The sequence below is a fragment of the Janthinobacterium sp. P210006 genome (genome assembly GCF_036231885.1).
Taxonomy (GTDB): domain Bacteria; phylum Pseudomonadota; class Gammaproteobacteria; order Burkholderiales; family Burkholderiaceae_D; genus Janthinobacterium; species Janthinobacterium violaceinigrum.
Map to the genome: position 1 here is coordinate 369,756 of NZ_JAZARD010000004.1, position 19,670 is coordinate 389,425.

General features: G+C 63.7%; 12 protein-coding genes. 2 read left to right on the forward strand and 10 right to left on the reverse strand.

All coding sequences use genetic code 11. The features are described 5' to 3' along the window. Positions 1–67 precede the first annotated feature (67 nt). Positions 68–1,948: an oligoendopeptidase F gene (gene pepF / locus VPH41_RS21405; RefSeq protein ID WP_328571427.1), complete on the forward strand. Its 1,881-nt coding sequence runs from the start codon at positions 68–70 to the stop codon at positions 1,946–1,948. 65 nt (positions 1,949–2,013) lie between these two features. Here pepF and kefC read toward each other — a convergent pair whose 3' ends face one another. The 9 genes from kefC to hppD all read right to left on the reverse strand — a co-directional run bounded on the left by kefC (position 2,014) and on the right by hppD (position 18,301). Further along, the gene (kefC, locus tag VPH41_RS21410; RefSeq protein ID WP_152282008.1) at positions 2,014–3,834 is read right to left on the reverse strand and encodes a glutathione-regulated potassium-efflux system protein KefC; all 1,821 of its coding nucleotides are present in this window, start codon (positions 3,832–3,834) and stop codon (positions 2,014–2,016) included. Between the two features lie 63 nt (positions 3,835–3,897). After that, positions 3,898–4,470, reverse strand: coding sequence for a dual specificity protein phosphatase family protein (locus VPH41_RS21415; protein ID WP_328571428.1), 573 nt, complete (start codon positions 4,468–4,470; stop codon positions 3,898–3,900). 10 nt (positions 4,471–4,480) lie between these two features. Next, positions 4,481–5,623 (reverse strand): MGDG synthase family glycosyltransferase, encoded by a 1,143-nt coding sequence (locus tag VPH41_RS21420; RefSeq protein ID WP_328571429.1) that lies wholly within the window; start codon positions 5,621–5,623, stop codon positions 4,481–4,483. A 99-nt stretch (positions 5,624–5,722) separates the two neighbouring features. Beyond that, positions 5,723–6,865 (reverse strand): ankyrin repeat domain-containing protein, encoded by a 1,143-nt coding sequence (locus VPH41_RS21425; RefSeq protein WP_328571430.1) that lies wholly within the window; start codon positions 6,863–6,865, stop codon positions 5,723–5,725. Between the two features lie 61 nt (positions 6,866–6,926). Next, positions 6,927–8,747 (reverse strand): M14 family metallopeptidase, encoded by a 1,821-nt coding sequence (locus VPH41_RS21430; RefSeq protein WP_328571431.1) that lies wholly within the window; start codon positions 8,745–8,747, stop codon positions 6,927–6,929. A 125-nt stretch (positions 8,748–8,872) separates the two neighbouring features. Beyond that, a complete protein-coding gene (locus VPH41_RS21435) occupies positions 8,873–11,593 on the reverse strand; it encodes a TonB-dependent receptor plug domain-containing protein (RefSeq protein ID WP_328571432.1) in 2,721 nt (906 codons plus the stop codon). A 162-nt stretch (positions 11,594–11,755) separates the two neighbouring features. After that, positions 11,756–13,261 carry a S41 family peptidase gene (locus tag VPH41_RS21440; protein WP_328571433.1) on the reverse strand — a complete coding sequence of 502 codons (1,506 nt, stop codon included), beginning with the start codon at positions 13,259–13,261 and terminating at the stop codon, positions 11,756–11,758. Positions 13,262–13,381: 120 nt separating this feature from the next. Then, positions 13,382–16,978 (reverse strand): indolepyruvate ferredoxin oxidoreductase family protein, encoded by a 3,597-nt coding sequence (locus VPH41_RS21445; protein ID WP_328571434.1) that lies wholly within the window; start codon positions 16,976–16,978, stop codon positions 13,382–13,384. A gap of 195 nt (positions 16,979–17,173) precedes the next feature. Then, on the reverse strand, positions 17,174–18,301 hold the full coding sequence (gene hppD, locus VPH41_RS21450; RefSeq protein ID WP_328571435.1) for a 4-hydroxyphenylpyruvate dioxygenase: 1,128 nt from the start codon (positions 18,299–18,301) through the stop codon (positions 17,174–17,176). A 125-nt stretch (positions 18,302–18,426) separates the two neighbouring features. Here hppD and VPH41_RS21455 point away from each other — a divergent pair, with 125 nt between their 5' ends. After that, on the forward strand, positions 18,427–18,951 hold the full coding sequence (locus VPH41_RS21455; protein ID WP_034753092.1) for an Lrp/AsnC family transcriptional regulator: 525 nt from the start codon (positions 18,427–18,429) through the stop codon (positions 18,949–18,951). Here the strand turns inward: VPH41_RS21455 and VPH41_RS21460 are convergent, their stop codons facing one another. Next, positions 18,952–19,662: a GNAT family N-acetyltransferase gene (locus VPH41_RS21460; RefSeq protein ID WP_152282001.1), complete on the reverse strand. Its 711-nt coding sequence runs from the start codon at positions 19,660–19,662 to the stop codon at positions 18,952–18,954. It lies immediately after the preceding gene. Positions 19,663–19,670: the final 8 nt, after the last annotated feature.

The window sequence follows — 19,670 nt, forward strand, 5'->3', positions numbered from 1 at the left end:
GTGTCACGCGCACGTCCCTGCCCGGCGGTCAGCACGCATTCTTCCGACAACCTCACTGGAATGAACCATGACGCCATCCGCGCTCAAGCGCCCCCTGCTGTTTTCCCTGCTTGCCCTCAGCCTCGCCACCGCCTTTGCCGCTCCTGCGCCCGCCCAGACCGACAGGCAGGCCGACCGCTGGGATCTGACGGCGCTGTATGCAAACGACGCCGCGTTCGACGCGGATGCGAAAAAACTGTCGGCCCAGCTGCAGCAGCTGGGCGCCTGCAAGGGGCAGCTGGCGTCGCCAGCCCGCCTGAAAAGCTGCCTGGACCTGTACGCCGATGCGCGCAAGCGCGTCAACATGTTGTACACGTATGCGGCGCAGTATTACGACCAGGATACGGGCGACAGCAAGGGCAACCAGCTGAACCAGCGCGCCGCCCTGCTGGGCAACGAATTCACCCAGGCAAGCACCTTCCTGCAGCCGGAAATCCTCGCCCTGGGCGCCAGGCGCATCGATGCCATGCTGGCCAAGGACAAGGGTTTGCAACTGTACCGCTTTCAATTGAGCAACATGTTGCGCAGCGCACCCCATACGCTGGACGCGGCGGGCGAACAGCTGGTGGCGCAATTCGGCCTGGCGACCAGCTCGGCCGCCAGCGTCTACCGCACCCTGGCCAATGCGGAAATCCCGTGGCCGACCGTCAAATTATCGGACGGTAAAGAGGTACGCCTCGACCAGGCGGCCTACACCAAGTATCGCGGCGACGACCAGCGCGCCGACCGCAAGCTGGTGTTCGACGCCTTCTTCGGCAAGTGGAAAGAATATGAACGCACTTTCGGCGAAACCCTGTACGGCCAGCTGAAAACGGATGCCGCGTATGCGAAGGTGCGCCGCTATGCCGACTCGCAAAGCGCCGCGCTCGACGCCGACAATTTGCCGCCGGCCGTCTACCAGACCCTGATCGCGCAAACCAATGCCAACCTGCCCACTCTGCACCGCTACTTCAAGCTGCGCGCGCGCATGCTGGGCATCCAGGACCTCGCGTATTACGACATCTATGCGCCGCTGCTGAAAAGCGACCGCAGCTTCCCGCTGGCCGACGGCAAGCGGATGATGCTCGATTCCGTCGCGCCGCTGGGCCCCGACTACGTCAAGGCCCTCGCGTCGGCCGTGGAGGCGCGCTGGATGGATGTGTACCCGCGCCCGCGCAAGGTGGCGGGCGCCTACATGAATGGCGATGCGTACGACGTGCATCCGTTCGTGCTGCTCAACTACACGGACAATTACGAAGCCGTCAGCACCCTGACACACGAATGGGGCCACGCCATGCACTCGGTGCTGGCCAACAAGGCGCAGCCGTCGATCTATGCGCCGTACAGCATCTTTGTTGCGGAAATCGCCTCGACGACGAACGAGGCGCTGCTGCTCGACGCGCGCCTGAAGCAGGCCAAGGATGACGACGAGCGCCTGCTGTACCTGGGCGCAGCGCTGGAAAACCTGCGCGGCACCTTCTTCCGCCAGGCCATGTTCGCCGAATTCGAAGCGGCCATCCACGGCAAGGTGGACAAGGGCGAGTCGCTGACGGGCGAAGAGATCACGGCCATCTACGCCGGCATCCTCCAGCGCTACCACGGCGCGGCGCAGGGCGTCATGACCATCGATCCCGCCTACGCGCTGGAATGGGCGTACGTGCCGCATTTCTATCACGGCTTCTATGTGTTCCAGTACGCCACCTCGATCGCGGCGGCGCAGGATTTCGCCCAGCGCATCCTCGACAAGGAACCGGGCGCCCTGGCCGCCTACCTGAAGATGCTCAGCGCGGGCGGCTCGGCCTACCCGTATGAGCTGGTGAAGGCGGCCGGCGTCGACCTGGCCTCGCCGAAACCGTACCAGGCGCTGGTGGCGCGCATGAACGGCATCATGGACCAGATCGAGGCGATTGAAACGAAGCGGGGGAAGTAAGCTTTAGCAAACCCCAAGCGAAGGCTGGGGTCAGACCCCCTCTATTGCTGGCGCAAGCCTCTGTGTTAGCGGTGTTGAGGGTCTGACCCCGAAGTTTCGGCCGCCGCAAACGCGGCCGCATCGCTCTCGAACATGTCTTCCAGCTCCTCGCGCGCCTGGCGCGTGAGCGACATCACTTTTTGCTGGTCCTGGAAGTGCGGCGCCACTTCCAGCAGGGTTTTCAGGTTATGCCGGCCAAAGATGCCGGCCGCGCGCTGTGCCCGTTCCGCGCTATAGCCCACCTGCTGCAAGGTCTGCTCGCCCAGCAGCAAGGCGGCGGCGAAGGTCTCGCGCTCGATCAGGGTCACGCCCCGCTTCATCAATTCATAGTAATGCGTGACGTTGCGCGCGCGCGCCAGGATCGTCAGTTCGGGCAGGCGCAGGCGCACGGCGTCGACCAGGGCCAGGCTGTCGTCCACGTTGTCGATGGCGATCACCAGCGCCTTCGCCTTCTCGATACCGGCCGCCACCAGCAGGTCCACGCGCGTGGCGTCGCCATAAAATACCTTGAAGCCGAACTTGCGCAGCAGGTCGATCTGGTCCGGGTCGTGGTCCAGCACCGTCACGCCGATCTTGTTCGCCGCCAGCAGGCGGCCGATGATCTGGCCGAAGCGGCCAAAGCCGGCGATGACGATGGGATTGTCCTGCGCCTCGATATGGTCGTCGGGGCGGCGCTTCTTGTCGCCTTGCAGGCGCGGCGCGACGAATTTATCGTGCAACAGCAGCAGCAAGGGCGTGGCCACCATCGACAGGGTCACCACCACGACCAGCAGCGCGGCCGTTTCCGGCGCAAACACATGCGCGGCTTCGGCGGCGGCAAACACGACGAAGGCGAACTCCCCGCCTTGCGACAGCAACAGCGCGAAGAACAGCTGCTGGCCGCGGGGAATGTCGAAAAACTTCGACAGCACATACAGCAAGGCGATCTTGACCGCCAGCAGGCCGGCCACCAGGGCCAGGATCAGCAGCGGCTGGGCGCGCAGCACGCCGAAATCGACGGACATGCCCACGGCGATGAAAAACAGGCCCAGCAACAGTCCCTTGAACGGTTCCAGGTCGCTGATCAGCTCATGCCGGTATTCGGAATCGGCCAGCAGCACGCCCGCCATGAAGGTGCCCAGCGCCATCGACAGGCCCACCGACTCCATCAGCACGCAGATGGCGATCACCAGCAGCAGGGCAAAAGCCGTGAAGATTTCGCGCAAGTCCGTCTTCGCGATGAAGCGCAGGATGGGGTTGACGAGAAAGCGTCCTCCCACCACGAGGGCGGCCAGCACGGCGGCCAGCTTGGCCACGCGCAGCCAGCCCGGCTCGCCGCTATGCGTGACCAGGCCGCCCAGCAGCGGTACCAGCGCAATCATGGGAATGGCGGCGATATCCTGGAACAGCAAGATGGAAAAGCCGGCGGAACCGGCCGGAGTACTCATCAGTTTTCGTTCGCCCAGGGTGGCCAGCACGATGGCCGTCGACGACAGCGACAGCCCCAATGCGCCCACCAGCGCCGTGCGCCAGTCCACGCCGAACGCCATGGCCACGGCGCACAGTCCCGCGCTGACGACGCCCACCTGCGCCCCGCCCCAGCCGAAAATGGGGCGGCGCAGCAGCCACAAGCGCTTCGGCTCCAGCTCCAGGCCAATCAGAAACAGCAGCAGCACCACGCCGAATTCGGAAAAGCTGAGGATCACCTCGACATTCTTGATCAGGCCCAGGCCCCAGGGACCGATGACGACGCCGGCCACCAGGTAACCCAGCACGGCGCCCATGCCCAGGCGCTTGGCCAGCGGCACCATGATGATGGCGGCCACCAGGTAAAACAGTATGTTGATGAGAAAGCTGTGGTGTTCCATGCGGATTCCGGAAAAACGTGATTGGAATCGCAATCATGCCTGAAGTGGCGCGCTGGCGGGGTATCAGGGTTGTGGCGCATCGATACGCGCGCGTAGTTCGTCGACATTCACACGCTGGAGGTAGCTTTCGATATTCTTCCACACGGCGTGGTAGCCGTAGCCGCCATTTTTCAGCTCGTCGATCGCCTTCTCGCGCGGCCAGCCCTGGTACAGCATGCGGTACATGGCGGCCATCATGCCCGTGCGGTCGGCGCCGTGCAGGCAATGCAGCAGCACGGGGCCCTGCTGTCCGGCGGCGCGGATGGCACGCATGGTGTCGATCACATGGCGGTCGCGGATGGCCCAGGTATTGATGGGGATGCGGACGGCGCGGATGCCGCTGCCTTCCAGCACCTGCGTATCGGAGTGGAAGGAGCGCAGGCTGATCACCGTCTTCACGCCCAACGCCTGCAACTGGGCCACGTCGGCGCTATCCAGCCTGGCGCTGCGGTACAGGACGGGCGTGACCTGGTGCAGGTTCGACACCTGCGGCAGCGGTGTGGCCCAGTCCGGATGGCGTGGCGGCGAAGGTTGCGCCCCGGCCGGCGCGGCGGCCAGCCCCAGGGCGAGGGTCAACAGTATGACATGCAGCATCATGGTTTCCTGGTTATTGACGAACGGCGCCGGCGCGCAGCACCTGCGCCAGCACGTCCAGGGCGGCGCGCGGGCGGCCCAGGGCCAGCGCCTTTGCGCGCATCGATTGCAACTGCTCGGGATGCTCGAGCAACAGGCGCACCCGGTATTCCAGGGTGACGGCATCGAATGCCTTCAGGGCCACGCCCTGCTCCAGCAGATAGTCGGCATTGCGCTCTTCCTGCCCGGGAATCGGCGAGTTGACAATCATGGGCAAGCCCAGCGCCAGGCATTCCGACGTGGTCAGCCCGCCCGGCTTGGTGATCACCAGGTCGGCGCACGCCATCAGACGCTCGACTTCGCCGGTAAAGCCTTGCGCCAGCAGGCGGCCCGGATACTGGCCGGCCAGTGCCTGCAGCGCCGCCAGCGCGGCCGCGTTTTTCCCCGCCAGCGCGATCAGCTGGAAGTCGCCCGGCAGCGCCAGCAGGCGCGCGGCGACCGTTTCAAGGCTGCCGAGGCCCGCCCCGCCGCCCATCAGCAGGATCGTCGTGCGCCGCGGCTCCAGGCCACACGCCTGCGCGCACTGCACGCGGTCGGGCGCCTGCGCGAACGCGGGCATGACGGGGATGCCCGTCACGTGGATGCGGTCGGCTGGGATGCCTTCATGGCGCATGCGGAACGCCACTTCGTCGGTGGCGGCGAAATAGCCCTGCATCTGCTCGTGCACCCACATGCGGTGCAGGTCGAAATCGGTGACCTGCACCCACACGGGGCAAGCCAGCTGTTGCTGGCGCAGGGCGCGCGACAGCAGTTCGGCCGGCAGGAAATGCGTGCAGATGATGGCGTCGGGCTGGAAGGCGGCGATCCGCGCCATCAGCGCGCGCGTGTTGAGGCGCTCGACGGCGCGGCGCAGGCGCTGCATCGAGCTGTCGCGCGGCGCATCGTGGGTGGCGTGATACAGATAGCCCCACAGCGCGGGCGCCTTGTTGACCAGCTTGATATACAAATCCGTGTACAGCTTGCGGAAGGCGGGCGTAACGAACTCCATCACGTCGAGATGCAGGGTCAGCGCCGCTGGGCCGCCGCCATCGCGCGCCGCATACGCCTCGATGGCTTGCGCCGCACGCATGTGGCCGGCGCCGGCCGAGACACTCAGGAGAAGAATTTTTTGTGTCATGAAAAACCGATGCGTGAACAGGTTGCGCGCGGACGCGAAAGATGCATTAGCAGGATAACATCACTGCAAGCTGGCCGGTTTGATCTGGCCACGCGCGCGCTAGCCAATGACGGGGACGGGCAAGGCAGACACTTTCCAGCTGCCTTTGAGCTTGCGTTCCATCAATGCCGGCAAGGCACTGGCGTCAGGCGCGCCTTTTTTCGTGAACTTCACCGGCACCAGCAGATAGATGGTGACCTTGTCATCGTCGGCAATGTCCTCCTCCGGCTCCAGATTCCAGCGCTTGTCGATGGCCAGCAGCGCGTCGACGCCATCCGGCCAGGCCAGGTCCGCCAGGTGCGGGTCGTCGCGCCGCAACAGCTCGCCCGCCGCCAGGCTGGCCTGGTCGAGCGTGCGCCGTCCCAGGCGTGCCAGCAGCGCCACCGGAAAGCGCCAGGGGCTGTGCTGCGCGAAGCCGTGGACCGTCAGCGGCCAGCGGCCAGGCAGGCAGATGGCCAGTTCGGTCATCGGGGATTGCTGGAACAGGCCGGCCGTAAACAACAGCTTGAAATCGCTCTTGCCGCCGATACAGCTGATCCCCAGCGAAAAGCGCGCGTCGCCGCTGTCCGGGCTGAACACGGCCGGCAATACCCAGCCGGCGCTGTTGTGCATGAAGGTGCGGATCGATTCCTGCGGCGAAGCGGCCGCCTGCTGCGGCACGTCGAGTACGCTGACGCCGCCGGCGGCAGCGAGCAATTGGGCGATCGCGGGAAAACCCCAGCCGGTGGCGATATCGACCGGCGCCTGGTTCCAGCGCGTATGCAGGCGGTTCGGATTGGCGCCCGACTGCAGCAGCAATGCCACCACGTCCTGGTGGCCGCCCACGCAGGCGCTGTCCAGCGGCGACAGTATATTGTCCGGCAAGCCGTCGACGGCAGCACCCTGCTCGAGCAGCCAGCGGCAGGTATCCAGATGGCCATGGCTTGCCGCCGCGTCCAGCGGCGTATGGTTGCGGTAGCCGGGCAAGGGCAGGTCGATGTCCAGGCCCAGCGACACGAGCAGGACGCAGACGTCGCGGCTGCCGCCGGCCGCGGCCAGATGCAGCAGCGATTCGCCGTCATCCATGTTGTAGCGGCGCAAGGTCAACAGCAGCGGTGCGGCCTCGAGCAGGCTGCGCACCTGTTCCACCTGATTTTCGCCGACGGCGTCGCAGAGGCGAAAAAACGTCTCCCGGTGCTGGTTATACAGTGTCTTGTTGCCCATCGCTGGTCTCTGCTCGTGGTGGCGGCGCCATCATCGAGCGGAGAATAACATTTTCTTTCAATTAATCTGCCTGTTTTGGCAACTCCAGTGCGCGCGCCCGCGGTGCGGCAAGAGCGGCCGGCGCGACGTCCGTGCGCAGCACCGGATACAGGTTCAGGCGCTCATCCCAGGAAGCGTGGCGGCGCGCGAAAAACTCCAGGCGCGCGGCCGGGCTGGCGGCAAACGCGGGCTCATTGGCCAGCTTCTGGTGAAACTGCGCGGCCAGCGCCGGGTCGGCCGCCAGCTGCGCGCGCGCCACGTCTTCGGCCACATATTCCTCCATGTATTCCTTGCGCTCGAAGGCCGTATTGAAACTGCCCCAGGCCAGCAGGGAATCGGGCGCGCGCGGCTCCAGCATGGCCACGACCAGGCGCGCCTTGGCCTGGTTGACGGGCACGTACAGCGCGCCTGCGCCGACTTCGCGTTCCTCGTGCTGCCACTCGCCCTGCACGCTTGCCGTCTGGCGCCCTTCGAACGACTGCGCGCCGAATTTCACCGTCGTGGCGCGGAAGGCTTCGACCGGCAGCTTGCCGGGCGCGCCAGCCAGTACCTGGTACGCCACGCCGTGCTGGCGCAGCTTGGCCGCCACCATCTGCGCCTGTGCGGCGGGCACCAGGTAGCCGGCCTTCGGCGCGGCCAGCTGCAGGTCGGGCACGATCTCGTCGCGCAGGGGCACATTCCAGATCTGCGGCGTGGTTTCATCGTAGCGCGTCATCAGCGCGCCCGACACCTCGGATGGCGTGCGCGTGTAGGCGTAGCCGCGAAACGCGATCATGCGGCTCTTGTCCGTCGTCTTGTAGGTCAGCGGCAAGGTGGTGCCGGCCAGCTGCGTTGCGCGCTGGTCCGCCTCGAGGGCCGTCTGCCGCCATTGCGCGCCGTGCTGCGCCACTTGCGACAGCAGCGAGACGATGGTGTTGCGGGTGATGCGCACGCGCGTCGGATAGTCTTTCCACGAATGGGTTTCCACCAGCATGCCGAAGCGGTTGCGCAGCTGGAAATAGCCGTGCGAAAAGCGCGGGTTCGGCGCCGAATCGACAAAGCCCGATTGCGGGTTGTCGTTCTCGGCAAACGAAATGTAGAACGGCTTCGGGTCCGAACCCTGGCTGGCCAGGTCGGCCAGCACCTGGTCGCGCAAGGCCGTGCCGGCCACGCGCAGGGCCGCGTCGCCCGCATGAACGGGTTCGACCTGGATCGAGATGTCCGGTTCGAACTGGGCGCCATCGGTGACGTGCAGGTCGACATACACCAGCGGATCCCAGGCATTGACCAGCGCCAGCATGTGCTGCATCTCGGGCGTATCGGCCTTCATGTATTCGCGGTTCAGATTGTAGTTTTGCGCCGTGCTGCGCCAGCCCATCTCCACGGGACCGCGCTGGTTCGGACGGTTCCACCGGCCGAAGCGTTCATGGCCATCGACATTGAAGACGGGGACGAACAGCAGCACCTGCTTGTCCAGCGCGCCGGGCGCCGCCTTGCCTTCCAGTGCTTCGCGCAAGGCCAGGAAGCCCGCATCCTTGCCATCGATCTCGCCCGCATGGATACCGCCCTGCACCAGCAGCACGGGCACCTTGCGGCGCGCCGCTTCGGCCGGCGTCAGCGCGCCCGTATTCGTCACGGCCAGCGCCAGCATGGGGCGGTTTTCCGGCGTGCGGCCGAACTCCACGCAGCGCACCTGCTTCGGATAGCGCGCCTGGAACTGCCGGCACAAGGCTTCCACTTCCGCGTAGCGGCCCGTCTGCAGGAAAGCGGAGCGCTCGGCCACTGTCGTCAGGGCGGGGGCGGCTTGCGCGCTGGCGGCAAACACGGTGAGCAGGGCGGTGGACAGCAGGGCGTGGCGTAGCATGAGGCAGACTCCATCGAGAGAGAACAAGCGGGCAATTATAGAGGGGCGGTCCGATAAAAAACGCGCCGGAAAATAAAAAAGCCGGAACAGCAGATGCTGTCCCGGCTGGATGCGGCCAGTACGGTTTACGAACCAAAGTGGTAGTTAAACTCGATCCATCCCTGGCGGCCTTGCGGGCTGTAATTGCCGATCGGATAGTACGGCCAGCCATTGCTGGTGTCGCGCTTGATCTTGTCGAACACGTTGTTGACGATCAGCGAAACGGTGGCGCGGTCGTTGATGCGGTAGACGCTGCTGATGTTGGCCAGCGCCGTCGGCGTCAGGTAGGCCTTGCCGGCGGCGTTCGGCACCTTGCCGTAGCGGCTCACCAGCAAGGTATTCGACCAGGCGCCCGCGCCCCAGTTGACGCTCAGGTTCAGCTTGTCCGGCCAATCCATGTTCGTCATCGACTTGGTTTCATCGGTCTCTGCGTCACCGGCGAATTGCTGCGATTTCTTGCTCAGCACCCGGGCGTAGTTGGCCTTGAAGGCAAAGCGGCCATAGTCCGTCGTGCGCAGCAAATACTTCAGGCTGATATCGATGCCGCTGCTGCTTTGCTTGGCCGCGTTGATCGGATTGACGGTGATGGTCTTGATCTCGCCTGCCTTGTTCAAGGCATTGGCCGCGTAGCGTTCGATGCGGCCCAGCGTGTCGATACAGGTCGGCGAGCCGATGTCGGCCTTGCCCAGGCGGCAATCGGATTCATCGCGCAGCAGCTTGTCGGCGCTCAGGTTCGTCACCAGGTCGTCGATCTTGATGTTCCAGTAATCGACCGACACGTCGAAATTGGAACTCGGCGACCAGACGGCGCCCACGCCGAACGACTTGCCCTTCTCCGACTGCAGATCCTTGCTGCCGTTCTGCACGTAATCGGCGCCCGGCGACTTGTTGGCAAATTCGCAGCCGTCGATGGCCTTGCCCGCGGCGTCGCAACGGTAATAGTCGGTGGTGCTCGAATAATAGCCCTTGCCGCGTGCCTGGTAGATGTAGTTCATGTCCGGCGCGCGGAAGCTGGTGGCGTAGTTGGCGCGGAACAGCAGATCCGGCGCCGGGCGCAATTCCAGGCCGCCGTTGTAAGTGAACTTGCCTTCCTTGCGGCCGGCAAAGCTGTAGCGGTCATAGCGGCCAGCGACGGTGCCGGTCAGCTTTTCATGCAGCGGCAAGTTCAATTCCGCTCCCAGCGCATAGCGCGAACGGGTGCCGGCGGTGGTGCCCGAACCGGTGGCGACGTTGAAATAGCCTGCGTCGATGCGCGCGTCGGGTTCGTTGCTGAAGCCCTGCTTGCTTGCTTCGGCAATCGTGGCGATCTTCGCCGTGCCGGCAGGCAGCTGGAACAGGTCGCCATTCGTGGCCAGGCTCAGCGTATTCGTCCACGCCTTGTCCTTGCTGACACTGTAGCCGCTGATGCTGTCGAATTCGGCCGGCGTCAGGCGCTGCGCCAGGCGCGCGGGGTCCGGCGCGTAGATGGCCACGCCATTTGCGTCCGTGCCCAGCTTCGGTCCCAGGAAGAAGCTGTCGATGTTCGAGCGCAGCTGCGGCCTGCGCCCTTCGCTCTTGTAGACCGACGCGTTGTAGTTGGCCTCATATTGCCAGGCGCTGCCCGGAATGCGGCCCTTGGCGCCCAGCGAGATGGCGGTTGCCAGGTCGTCCCAGCTGCGGTTGTAGCGCTGCACGCCGCCGATTTCCTCGGGCGAGATAAAGCGCGTCCACTCTTCGTAGGCGCCGCTGTTCTGGTTCAGGAAGGAATTGCCGCTCAGCGAAGCTGAGGTCCACGACGGGCCGCGCGTATTGTTGACGGTCTTGTTCTTGCCGATCAGGACGTCGGCAAACAGCGTGGTGTCGGCATCGAGCTCGTAATTGGCGCTGCCGAACACGTTCTGGCTCTGGTTCTTGGTCTGCGTGGTCCAGAAGGTGGGACGGGCTTTCGGGCTGGCGCAGTAGCTGCCATTCGACGCCGTGTACTTGCTCACGCTGCCGCCGAACATGTCGCCGAACTGGTTGCAGGTGTCGCCCAGGTCGACATAGCTGCCGGCCTTGCCCTTCATCAGGGTGCGGCGCGCGGCCACCGTGGTCGGCACGCCGGAGCGGCTGGTCATGAAGTCGCGCTCCATGCTCCACAGCGGGTCGCGCTGGCTCAGTTCCACGCTGAACAGGGTGTGCAGCTTGTCGAAATTGCCGCCGCCCGTCAGCTGCACGCGCTGGTTGCCGGCGCCGCCGCGCGAAGTGCCGCCGACCTTGACGTTGATGTCGAAGCCTTCCGTCTGTTTTTTCAGGATCACGTTGACCACGCCGGCGATCGCGTCCGAGCCGTAGATGGCCGAGGCGCCGCCGTTGAGGATCTCGATGCGCTCGACGATGCTCGACGGGATGTTCGCCAGATTGGTGAAGTTGACCGCGCCGTCATAGGCGATGGGGAAGTCGGCCAGGCGGCGGCCGTTCAGCAGGATCAGCGTATGGTTCGGCCCCAGGCCGCGCAAGCTGATGGTATTGGCCGACGGCGTAAAGGTGTTGCCGTAGTCTTCGCCCTGCGTAAAGCCGCTGTTCTGCACCTGATTGGTCAGCGCGTCGAAGACGTTCTTGTAGCCCTGCTTGGTGATTTCATCGCCGGTCAGGATGGTGACGGAAGACGGGCCTTCCAGGCTGGCGCGGGGAATGCGCGAACCGGTGACCACGACGGCTGGCGGGGTGGCCGCTGCCTGCTGATCCGCTGCGGGCGCTTGCGTTTGCGCGTGCGCCTGCCATGCGGTGCCGCCCAGGATGGCCAGTACGCCAAGGCTGAGCGGTGTTAACTTGAACTGTTTCGACATCGTTGCGCGTTTCGAGGTGGAGAAAGGCCGCAAGATAGCAAAATGCCAGTCGTTCCAGAACGAATGGATTCATCTTTCTATATATCAAAATTGTTATATAGAAAGATTTGTGGGCAGAAAAATGTCGACCGCCATCGCGAGGCCATGGCAGAAGCATGCGCTTTATGGCCGCATGATGGCAATTTCCTTGTAGGCCGGACGCAGCAGGCGCATGGCCGTGTCGGCCGGACTCTCCGACGAACTCAGCAGCCGGGTCGCGCCCATGGCCGGGGCACAGCTGCCGCTGCTGCGGTAGCGCAGCGCCGCCGCCAGCATGCCTTCTGCCGCGTCGCCCAGCTGATGCTGGTAATCGTCGGCCACGTCGCACGTAGGCGCCATGCCATCGGCAAAGTCGCCAAAGCCCTTGGCATTGACGCCCTGGAACTGCACGGCGAAATAAGTGGTGCCGCAATTGGGCGCAGGATAAAAGCCGTAAGGCTTGCCGCACGTCGTGCCGCCGATCAGGTTGACTTGCACATCGACGCCGCGCAAGCCGTTGATGATGGCTTCGCTGGCCGAACAGGTATTGCCCGTTGTCAGCAAGGTCACGCGCTTGAGGCCCAGCGATGGCAGCGGCGTGCCCTTGGCCAGGGGATTGGGCGCGGGAAAGCCCTGGCTTTGCGCATGGAAGGGCACGGGCGCTTCCGGCTTGGTCTTGTCATTGAAGACCACCTGCTCGAAGGTCTTGCCGGTGGTCACTTGCGGACCGGCGATCATGTAGGCCAGCTCGCTGGCGACATCGAGGTAACCGCCGCCGTTGTAGCGCACGTCGAGCACCAGGTCGCTGATGCCCGCCGCCTGGAAGCGGCGCATGGTCTCGACCAGCTGGCGTTCGGCCACGTTATTGTGCGTATTGAAGGTCAGATAGCCCACCTTGCCTGTAGGCGTATCGATGATGCGCTCGTTCTGCACGGCGCTGGTGTTCACGCTGACTGCCGTCAGGCTCACCGACATGGGCGCCCCACCGCGACTAAATACCAGCGAGTGCGTGCCTTGCGCCGTAGGGAACAGGCCCGCGTTGATGATGGCCACGCTGGCCGCGTCGGGGGCATTGACGAAATCGACGCCATCGATGGTTAGCAGCACGTCGCCCCGCTGCAAGCCCGCCAGCGCCGCCGGCGAACCCGGTTCCACTATCGAGATCACCGCCTTGCGTGGCGGCGTGTTGCGCGTCATGGCCAGCAGCATGCCGTAACCGAGTTCCACGCCGTTGAGCGAAGCTTCCCATTCGGCCGTCGTATACGTGAAATGGAACTGGTCCTTGGGCTTGCCCGACGCCGTCGTGGCCGTCGTCTTCAGCACGTTGAAATACGCGATGGGCGTGGCAAAGCTTTGCGGCAGATACGTGGTCGGCACTTCGCGGTACCACAGATACGTTTCATCGATCCAGCTGCGCACCCACATCTGCTCATTGAGCAAGGTACCGGGCTTGTCGATGCTGCTGCCGCTGCGCGGCGCCTCGCACCGGTTCGCGACCGTGGAGGATGCGACCAGCGCCGTAGAATCGGGCGGCGTGACAGGCGGGACGACGGGCGCACTGTCGCTGCCGCCACCGCCTCCGCCGCAGGCACTCAACAGCAAGACAAGGGCAAGGGGAACCGCCAGGGTGGAAAAGCGCAGGGAACGCATGGCAAACTTTCCGAAAAGAAATTATCGAAAAATTATAATGCGTTTTGCCATCAGACGTTGTTTTCTTTAACACAATGGCGCCCGCAGGTGCCATTGTGTCAAGCTCATACCATCACGCCATCACGCCACGGTGGCCGCCACGGGTGCTGCCACGACGGGCGGCAGCGGCGTCGGCGCGTTGAAGGCGATCAGCAAGCTCGCTTCCTTCTCTTTCGCCGCCTTCAGATGACGCTCCTTCACGTGGCCATAGCCGCGGATGTCTTCCGGGATGCTGGCGATGGCCACGGCTTGCGCCAGTTTGGCCGTCGTCAGTTTCGGCAGCAAGCCGCCCACCGTCGCGCGGTATTCGAGTATCAGCGCGCGTTCCATCTTGCGCTCGGCCGTATGGCCGAAGATGTCGAACGCCGTGCCGCGCAAGCCCTTGAACTTGGCCAGCACGCCAAACGCCTTCATCATCCATGGGCCGAATTCCTTTTTGACCAGGTGGCCCTGGGCGTCGGTTTTCGCCATGATCGGCGGCGCCAGGTGGAACTTGAGCTTGATGTCGCCTTCGAACATGGACGCGATCTTCGCCTGGAAGGCGCCATCCGTGTACAGGCGCGCCACTTCGTACTCGTCCTTGTAGGCCATCAGCTTGTAGAAGTAGCGGGCCACGGCTTCCGTCAGGCGCAGGTGCGGGCCATTCAGGGCGCTTTCGGCGGCGCGTACCTGGCCGACGAAGTCCAGGTATTGCTGCGCATACGCGCGGTCCTGGTAAGCCGTCAGCAGGGCCACGCGCTTTTCGATCAGGTCGTCGAGCGTTTCGATCCGCTTGAATTCCACCACTTTCGCAGGCGTCGTCATGCGCACCAGGCTGGCCGCATCGTGGGCGCCGGCGCGGCCCCAGTTGAAGGCCGCCTTGTTGAACGCCACCGAGACGTTGTTCAAGTCGATGGCCTTCATGATGGCAGCTTCCGACAGCGGCACTTTGCCCTTTTGCCAGGCATAGCCGAGCATGAACATATTCGTCGCGATGGAGTCGCCCATCAGCGCCGTGGCGATCTGGCCCGCGTCGATGAAGTCCACGTGGTCGCTGCCGCACGCCTTTTCGATTTCCATGCGCGCCGAGGCGCCGGGGAATTGCCAGTCCGGGTTCTTCACGAACGCGGCCGTCGACGAACTGGTCGAGTTGATCATGGCCCAGCTGCGGCCCTCTCCCATGCGCGACAGGGCGTCGCGGCTGGCCGTGACGATCAGGTCGCAGCCGATCACGAGGTCGGCCGCACCGGTGCCCACGCGCGTCGAGTGGATATCGTCCTGGCGGTCCGCCAGGCGCACGTGCGACATCACGGGGCCGCCCTTCTGCGCCAGGCCGCTCATGTCGAGCACGGAACATCCCTTGCCTTCCACGTGGGCGGCCATGGCCAGGATCTGGCCCACGGTGACCACGCCCGTGCCGCCGATGCCGGTGACGAGAATGCCGAACGGTTCGGCCGTCGATGGAATGACGGGCGTCGGCAAGGCTGGCGCCGCCGGCGCGTCCTTGTCGGCAGCCGCCGCCTTCTTCGGCTTTTTCAGACCGCCGCCTTCCACCGTCACGAAGCTGGGGCAGAACCCCGTCGTGCACGAGAAATCCTTGTTGCAGGACGACTGGTTGATCTGGCGCTTGCGCCCCAGTTCCGTTTCCAGCGGTTCCACCGACAGGCAGTTCGATTGCACGGAGCAGTCGCCGCAGCCTTCGCAGACGGCTTCGTTGATGACGGCGCGCTTGGCCGGGTCCGGGTATTCATTGCGTTTCCGGCGGCGGCGTTTTTCCGAAGCACAGGTCTGGTCGTAGATCATGGCCGATACGCCGGGCATGTCGCGCAGTTCGCGCTGCACGTCCATCAGTTCCGAACGGTGGCGCACGGTGACGCCTGGGGCCCAGGCGTAATCGTCCGGGTATTTTTCGGGTTCATCGGTGACGACGATGATGGGGCCCACGCCTTCGGCGGCGATCTGGCGCGAAATGATCGCCGGAGATAATGGGCCGTCGAATTCCTGGCCGCCCGTCATGGCCACCGCATCGTTGAACAGAATCTTGTAGGTGATGTTTACCTTGGCCGAGACGGCCGCGCGGATGGCCAGGATGCCCGAGTGGAAATACGTGCCGTCGCCGAGGTTGGTAAACACGTGCTTCTCATTCGTGAACGGCGCCTGCCCCACCCAGGTGACGCCTTCGGCGCCCATGTGGGTAAACGTCGACGTTTCGCGGTCCATCCACAGCACCATGTAGTGGCAGCCGATGCCGGCCAGCGCGCGCGAGCCTTCCGGCACCTTGGTGGAACTGTTGTGCGGGCAGCCGGAGCAGAAGAAGGGCGTGCGGTCCTTTTGCGGATCCGGCTTCACGCTGATCGCCTTCAGCACATTCTCTTTGGCTTCCAGGTAGGCGATGCGTTCCTTCACGCGCTGCTCGACGGGGTGGCCCGCGTAGTAGCGCGAAATGCGGCTGGCAATGGCCCGCGCGATCATGGCCGGGTTCAGTTCATACGTGGCCGGCAGCAGCCAGTCGCCGTGGCCCGTGCCCTTCTGGTTGCTCCATTCGCCCGTGTCGTCGAACTTGCCGACCACGCGCGGACGCTCGCCATCCTTCAGGTTGTACAGCTCTTCCTTGAGCGCATATTCGAGAATCTGGCGCTTTTCTTCCACCACGAGGATTTCGTCGAGGCCCTTGGCAAATTCGTGCACGCCGTCCGCTTCCAGCGGCCAGGTCATGCCGATCTTGTACAGGCGGATGCCGATGTCGGACGCCGTCTGTTCGTCGATGCCCAGGTCCGCCAGCGCCTGGCGCGTATCGAGGTAGGATTTGCCGGCCGTGATGATGCCGATGCGCGCCTTCGGGCTGTCCCAGATGATCTTATTGAGCTTGTTGGCACGCGCATACGCCAGCGCCGCGTACCACTTGTAGCTGTTCATGCGCACTTCTTGTTCCAGCACCGTGTCGGGCCAGCGGATGTTCAGGCCACCGGCCGGCATCTCGAAGTCCGTCGGCAGCGTGATCTGCACGCGGTCCGGGTCGAAATCGACGGCGGCGCCCGACTCGATGATGTCGGTCACGCATTTCATCGACACCCACAGGCCCGTGTAGCGGCTCATGGCCCACGCGTGCAAGCCGTAGTCGATGTATTCCTGCACCGACGACGGGTACAGCACGGGGATGCCGCAAGCGTTCAGGATATGGTCGGACTGGTGCGCCGTGGACGAGGATTTGGCCGCATGGTCGTCGCCGGCCAGCACCAGCACGCCGCCATGCTTGGCGGAACCGGCGTTATTGGCGTGCTTGAACACGTCGCCGCAACGGTCGACGCCGGGACCCTTGCCGTACCACATGCCGAACACGCCGTCGTATTTGGCGTCTTCGAACAGATTCGTTTGCTGCGTGCCCCAGACGGCCGTGGCGGCCAGGTCTTCGTTCAGGCCAGGGTGGAATTTGACGTGGTGCTCATCGAGGTATTTCTTGGCCTTGATCGCCGTCATGTCGACGGACGTCACAGGCGAACCGCGGTAACCGGTGATGTAGCCGGCCGTATTCAAGCCTGCCTTCAGATCGCGCTCGCGCTGCAGCATGGGCAGGCGGATCAGCGCCTGCGTGCCCGTCATGAAGGCGCGGCCGCGCTCCAAGGTGTATTTGTCGTTCAGGGAAATTTCAGACGCGTGCGCGCCCGGCTCAAGACTCGAGCCCTTGATTGGTGCATTCATTACTTGTCTCCATTATTCTCTGTGCTACGCGTGCAAAGTCGGTTGAACTCACACGTACCGGCTGCGCTTTGTGAGCATGCCGGTGCGGAAAAATGACTTGTTTGTCGTAGACTACCACAGGAAGGCGCGCAGTTCTTTGCTGCGCTGCACTCCCGGGCCGGTGCTCTTTTTACTACTATTTGTTACAAAGCAACATTACGCCGCGTTCGTATCTTTCAGCACGCCGCGCTTGATCTGGTCCAGCTCGATCGATTCGAACAGGGCGCGGAAATTGCCTTCGCCGAAGCCCTGGTCGCCCTTGCGCTGGATGATCTCGAAGAAGATCGGACCGATCACCGTCTGCGTGAAAATCTGCAGCAACAGTTCGCGTTCGTTTTCCGTGCTGTGGCCATCGATCAGGATACGCAGGCGGCGCAGTTCTTCCAGCTGCTCGCCGTGGTTCGGCAGGCGGCGGTTGACCAGCTCATAGTAAGTTTCAATCGTGTCCTGGAAATCGATACCCGTATCGCGCATGCCTTGCACGGACGCATAGATATTGTCCGTGCCCAGCGCGATGTGCTGGATGCCTTCGCCATGGTACTGGTCCAGGTATTCGGCGATCTGCGACTTGTCGTCCGACGATTCGTTGATGGGAATGCGGATCTTGCCGCACGGCGAAGTCATGGCCTTGGATTTCAGGCCCGTCAGCTTGCCTTCGATGTCGAAATAGCGCACTTCGCGGAAGTTGAACAGGCTTTCATAGAACGTCGCCCATTCCTTCATGCGGCCACGGTGCACATTGTGCGTCAGGTGGTCGATATACGTCAGGCCGTGACCGGCGGGATTGGCGACGGCGCCGGGAATGGCGACGAAATCGACGTCATAGATGCTGATGTCGCCGATGCCGCCCGGGGCGGCCGCGTCCGGCTTGTCCGCACCCTTGCCGCGCCAGCGGTCGACGAAGTACAGCAGGGAATCGCCCACGCCCTTGATGGCGGGGATATTCAGTTCCATCGGGCCCGTTTTATTGTCGAAACCCCAGGCGCCCAGTTCCAGCGCGCGGCGGTACACAAAGGCCGCGTCGTCGACGCGGATGGCGATGGCGCACACGGACGGGCCGTGATGGCGGGCAAAACGCTGCGCGAACGAATCTTGTTCGGCATTGATGATGAAATTGATGTCGCCCTGGCGGTACAGGGTCACATCCTTGTGGCGGTGGCGCGCGATGGCCGTGAAGCCCATGTTCTCGAACAGCTTGCCCAATGCTTTTGGGTCTGGTGCTGCATACTCGACGAACTCGAAACCATCGGTACCCATCGGGTTATCCCAAGGCTGAAATTGCATGATGTCTCCTCCAAGAAGTAGCGCACAGTATAGGCGCGGTCTGTGGGCATTAAATGCCAAAGATCTCCCGAACAATCATGATTTGCGCAATAATATTGCGTGAAAGTCGAACCACCGGAGGAAGCATGAGCAAAATTACGCTGGATAAAACGGATCGCAAGATCCTCGCCGTCCTGCAGGCCGATGGCCGCCTGTCAAATCAGGACGTGGCCGAACAGGTCAGCCTGTCGCCGTCGCCATGCTTGCGCCGCGTCAAACGGCTGGAAGAAGCGGGCGTGATCCGCCAGTACGTGGCCCTGCTGGACCCGGAAAAGATCGGCCTGGGCTTGCTGGCCTACGTCAACGTACGGCTGGAAAAGCACAGCGACGCCACCGCCCACAGCACGGCGCGCGTGCTGGCGCCCAATCTGGTGACGAATACCTCGCCGCGCGCCGACTTCGCCGTGGCCGTGGCGCAATGGCCGGAAGTGGTGGCCTGCTATGCGATGACGGGTGAAATGGATTATCTGTTGCGCGTGCACGTGGAAGACATGGAACACTTTTCGCGCTTCATGATGGCGACCCTGCTGCGCCACCCGGCCGTGCTGGACGTGAAATCGAGCTTCGCCCTGCAGCGCATCAAGGATACGACGGCCTTGCCGCTGCTGTAATTACTCTGCTGGCGGTGGGGGGAGCACCGGCTTCTTGCGCCCCGGCAAGCGTTCGAACAGTTTATAGGCGGCGCGCGCATTGGCCTTGAACGTGTAGTCGAACATGGCAAACTGTTCCTGCACGGCTTCCTGCAGCATGCTGCTGGGATTCGGCGGCAATAGTTTCAAATAAGCATCGGCTTCGCCATAGTCGCGCTGGATTTCCATGCCCGCCTTCTTGGCGATATGCATCATCGTCTTGTTCGACGACAGGCAGTGCATGTACAGGGTATCGACGTCGTTGTTGCGGCAGTGGATCGCTGCCCGCTCGAACAGTTTCGAGCCCACGCCCATGCCGCGCATGGATTTCGACACGGACACGCCAAACTCGGCCACCTGCTCCTTGTCCGTCACCACGCTTTTCGCGGGCGACTTGTCCTTCGGCGCAAACGCGAGATGTCCCACGCCCACCAGCTTGAACAGGCTGTTGTAGACGCCGTAGACCATGTCGCGCGAGAAATCCATCTTTTGCACGTACTGGGCCACGAGTTCATCGGGCAAGGCGCTGCCAAAACGCAGCAAACGGTCGCTTTTTTCCAGGGTCAGGAAATGCTTCATCATGCGACGCCGGTCGCGCTCATGCAGCTGCTTGACCAGCACGGTCGGACGCCCGCCGCCGCTACGGCTGAGCCAGCGGCGAAACGGGTTTTGAAATAGCTTGGGTAAGGTCACGTCGACTC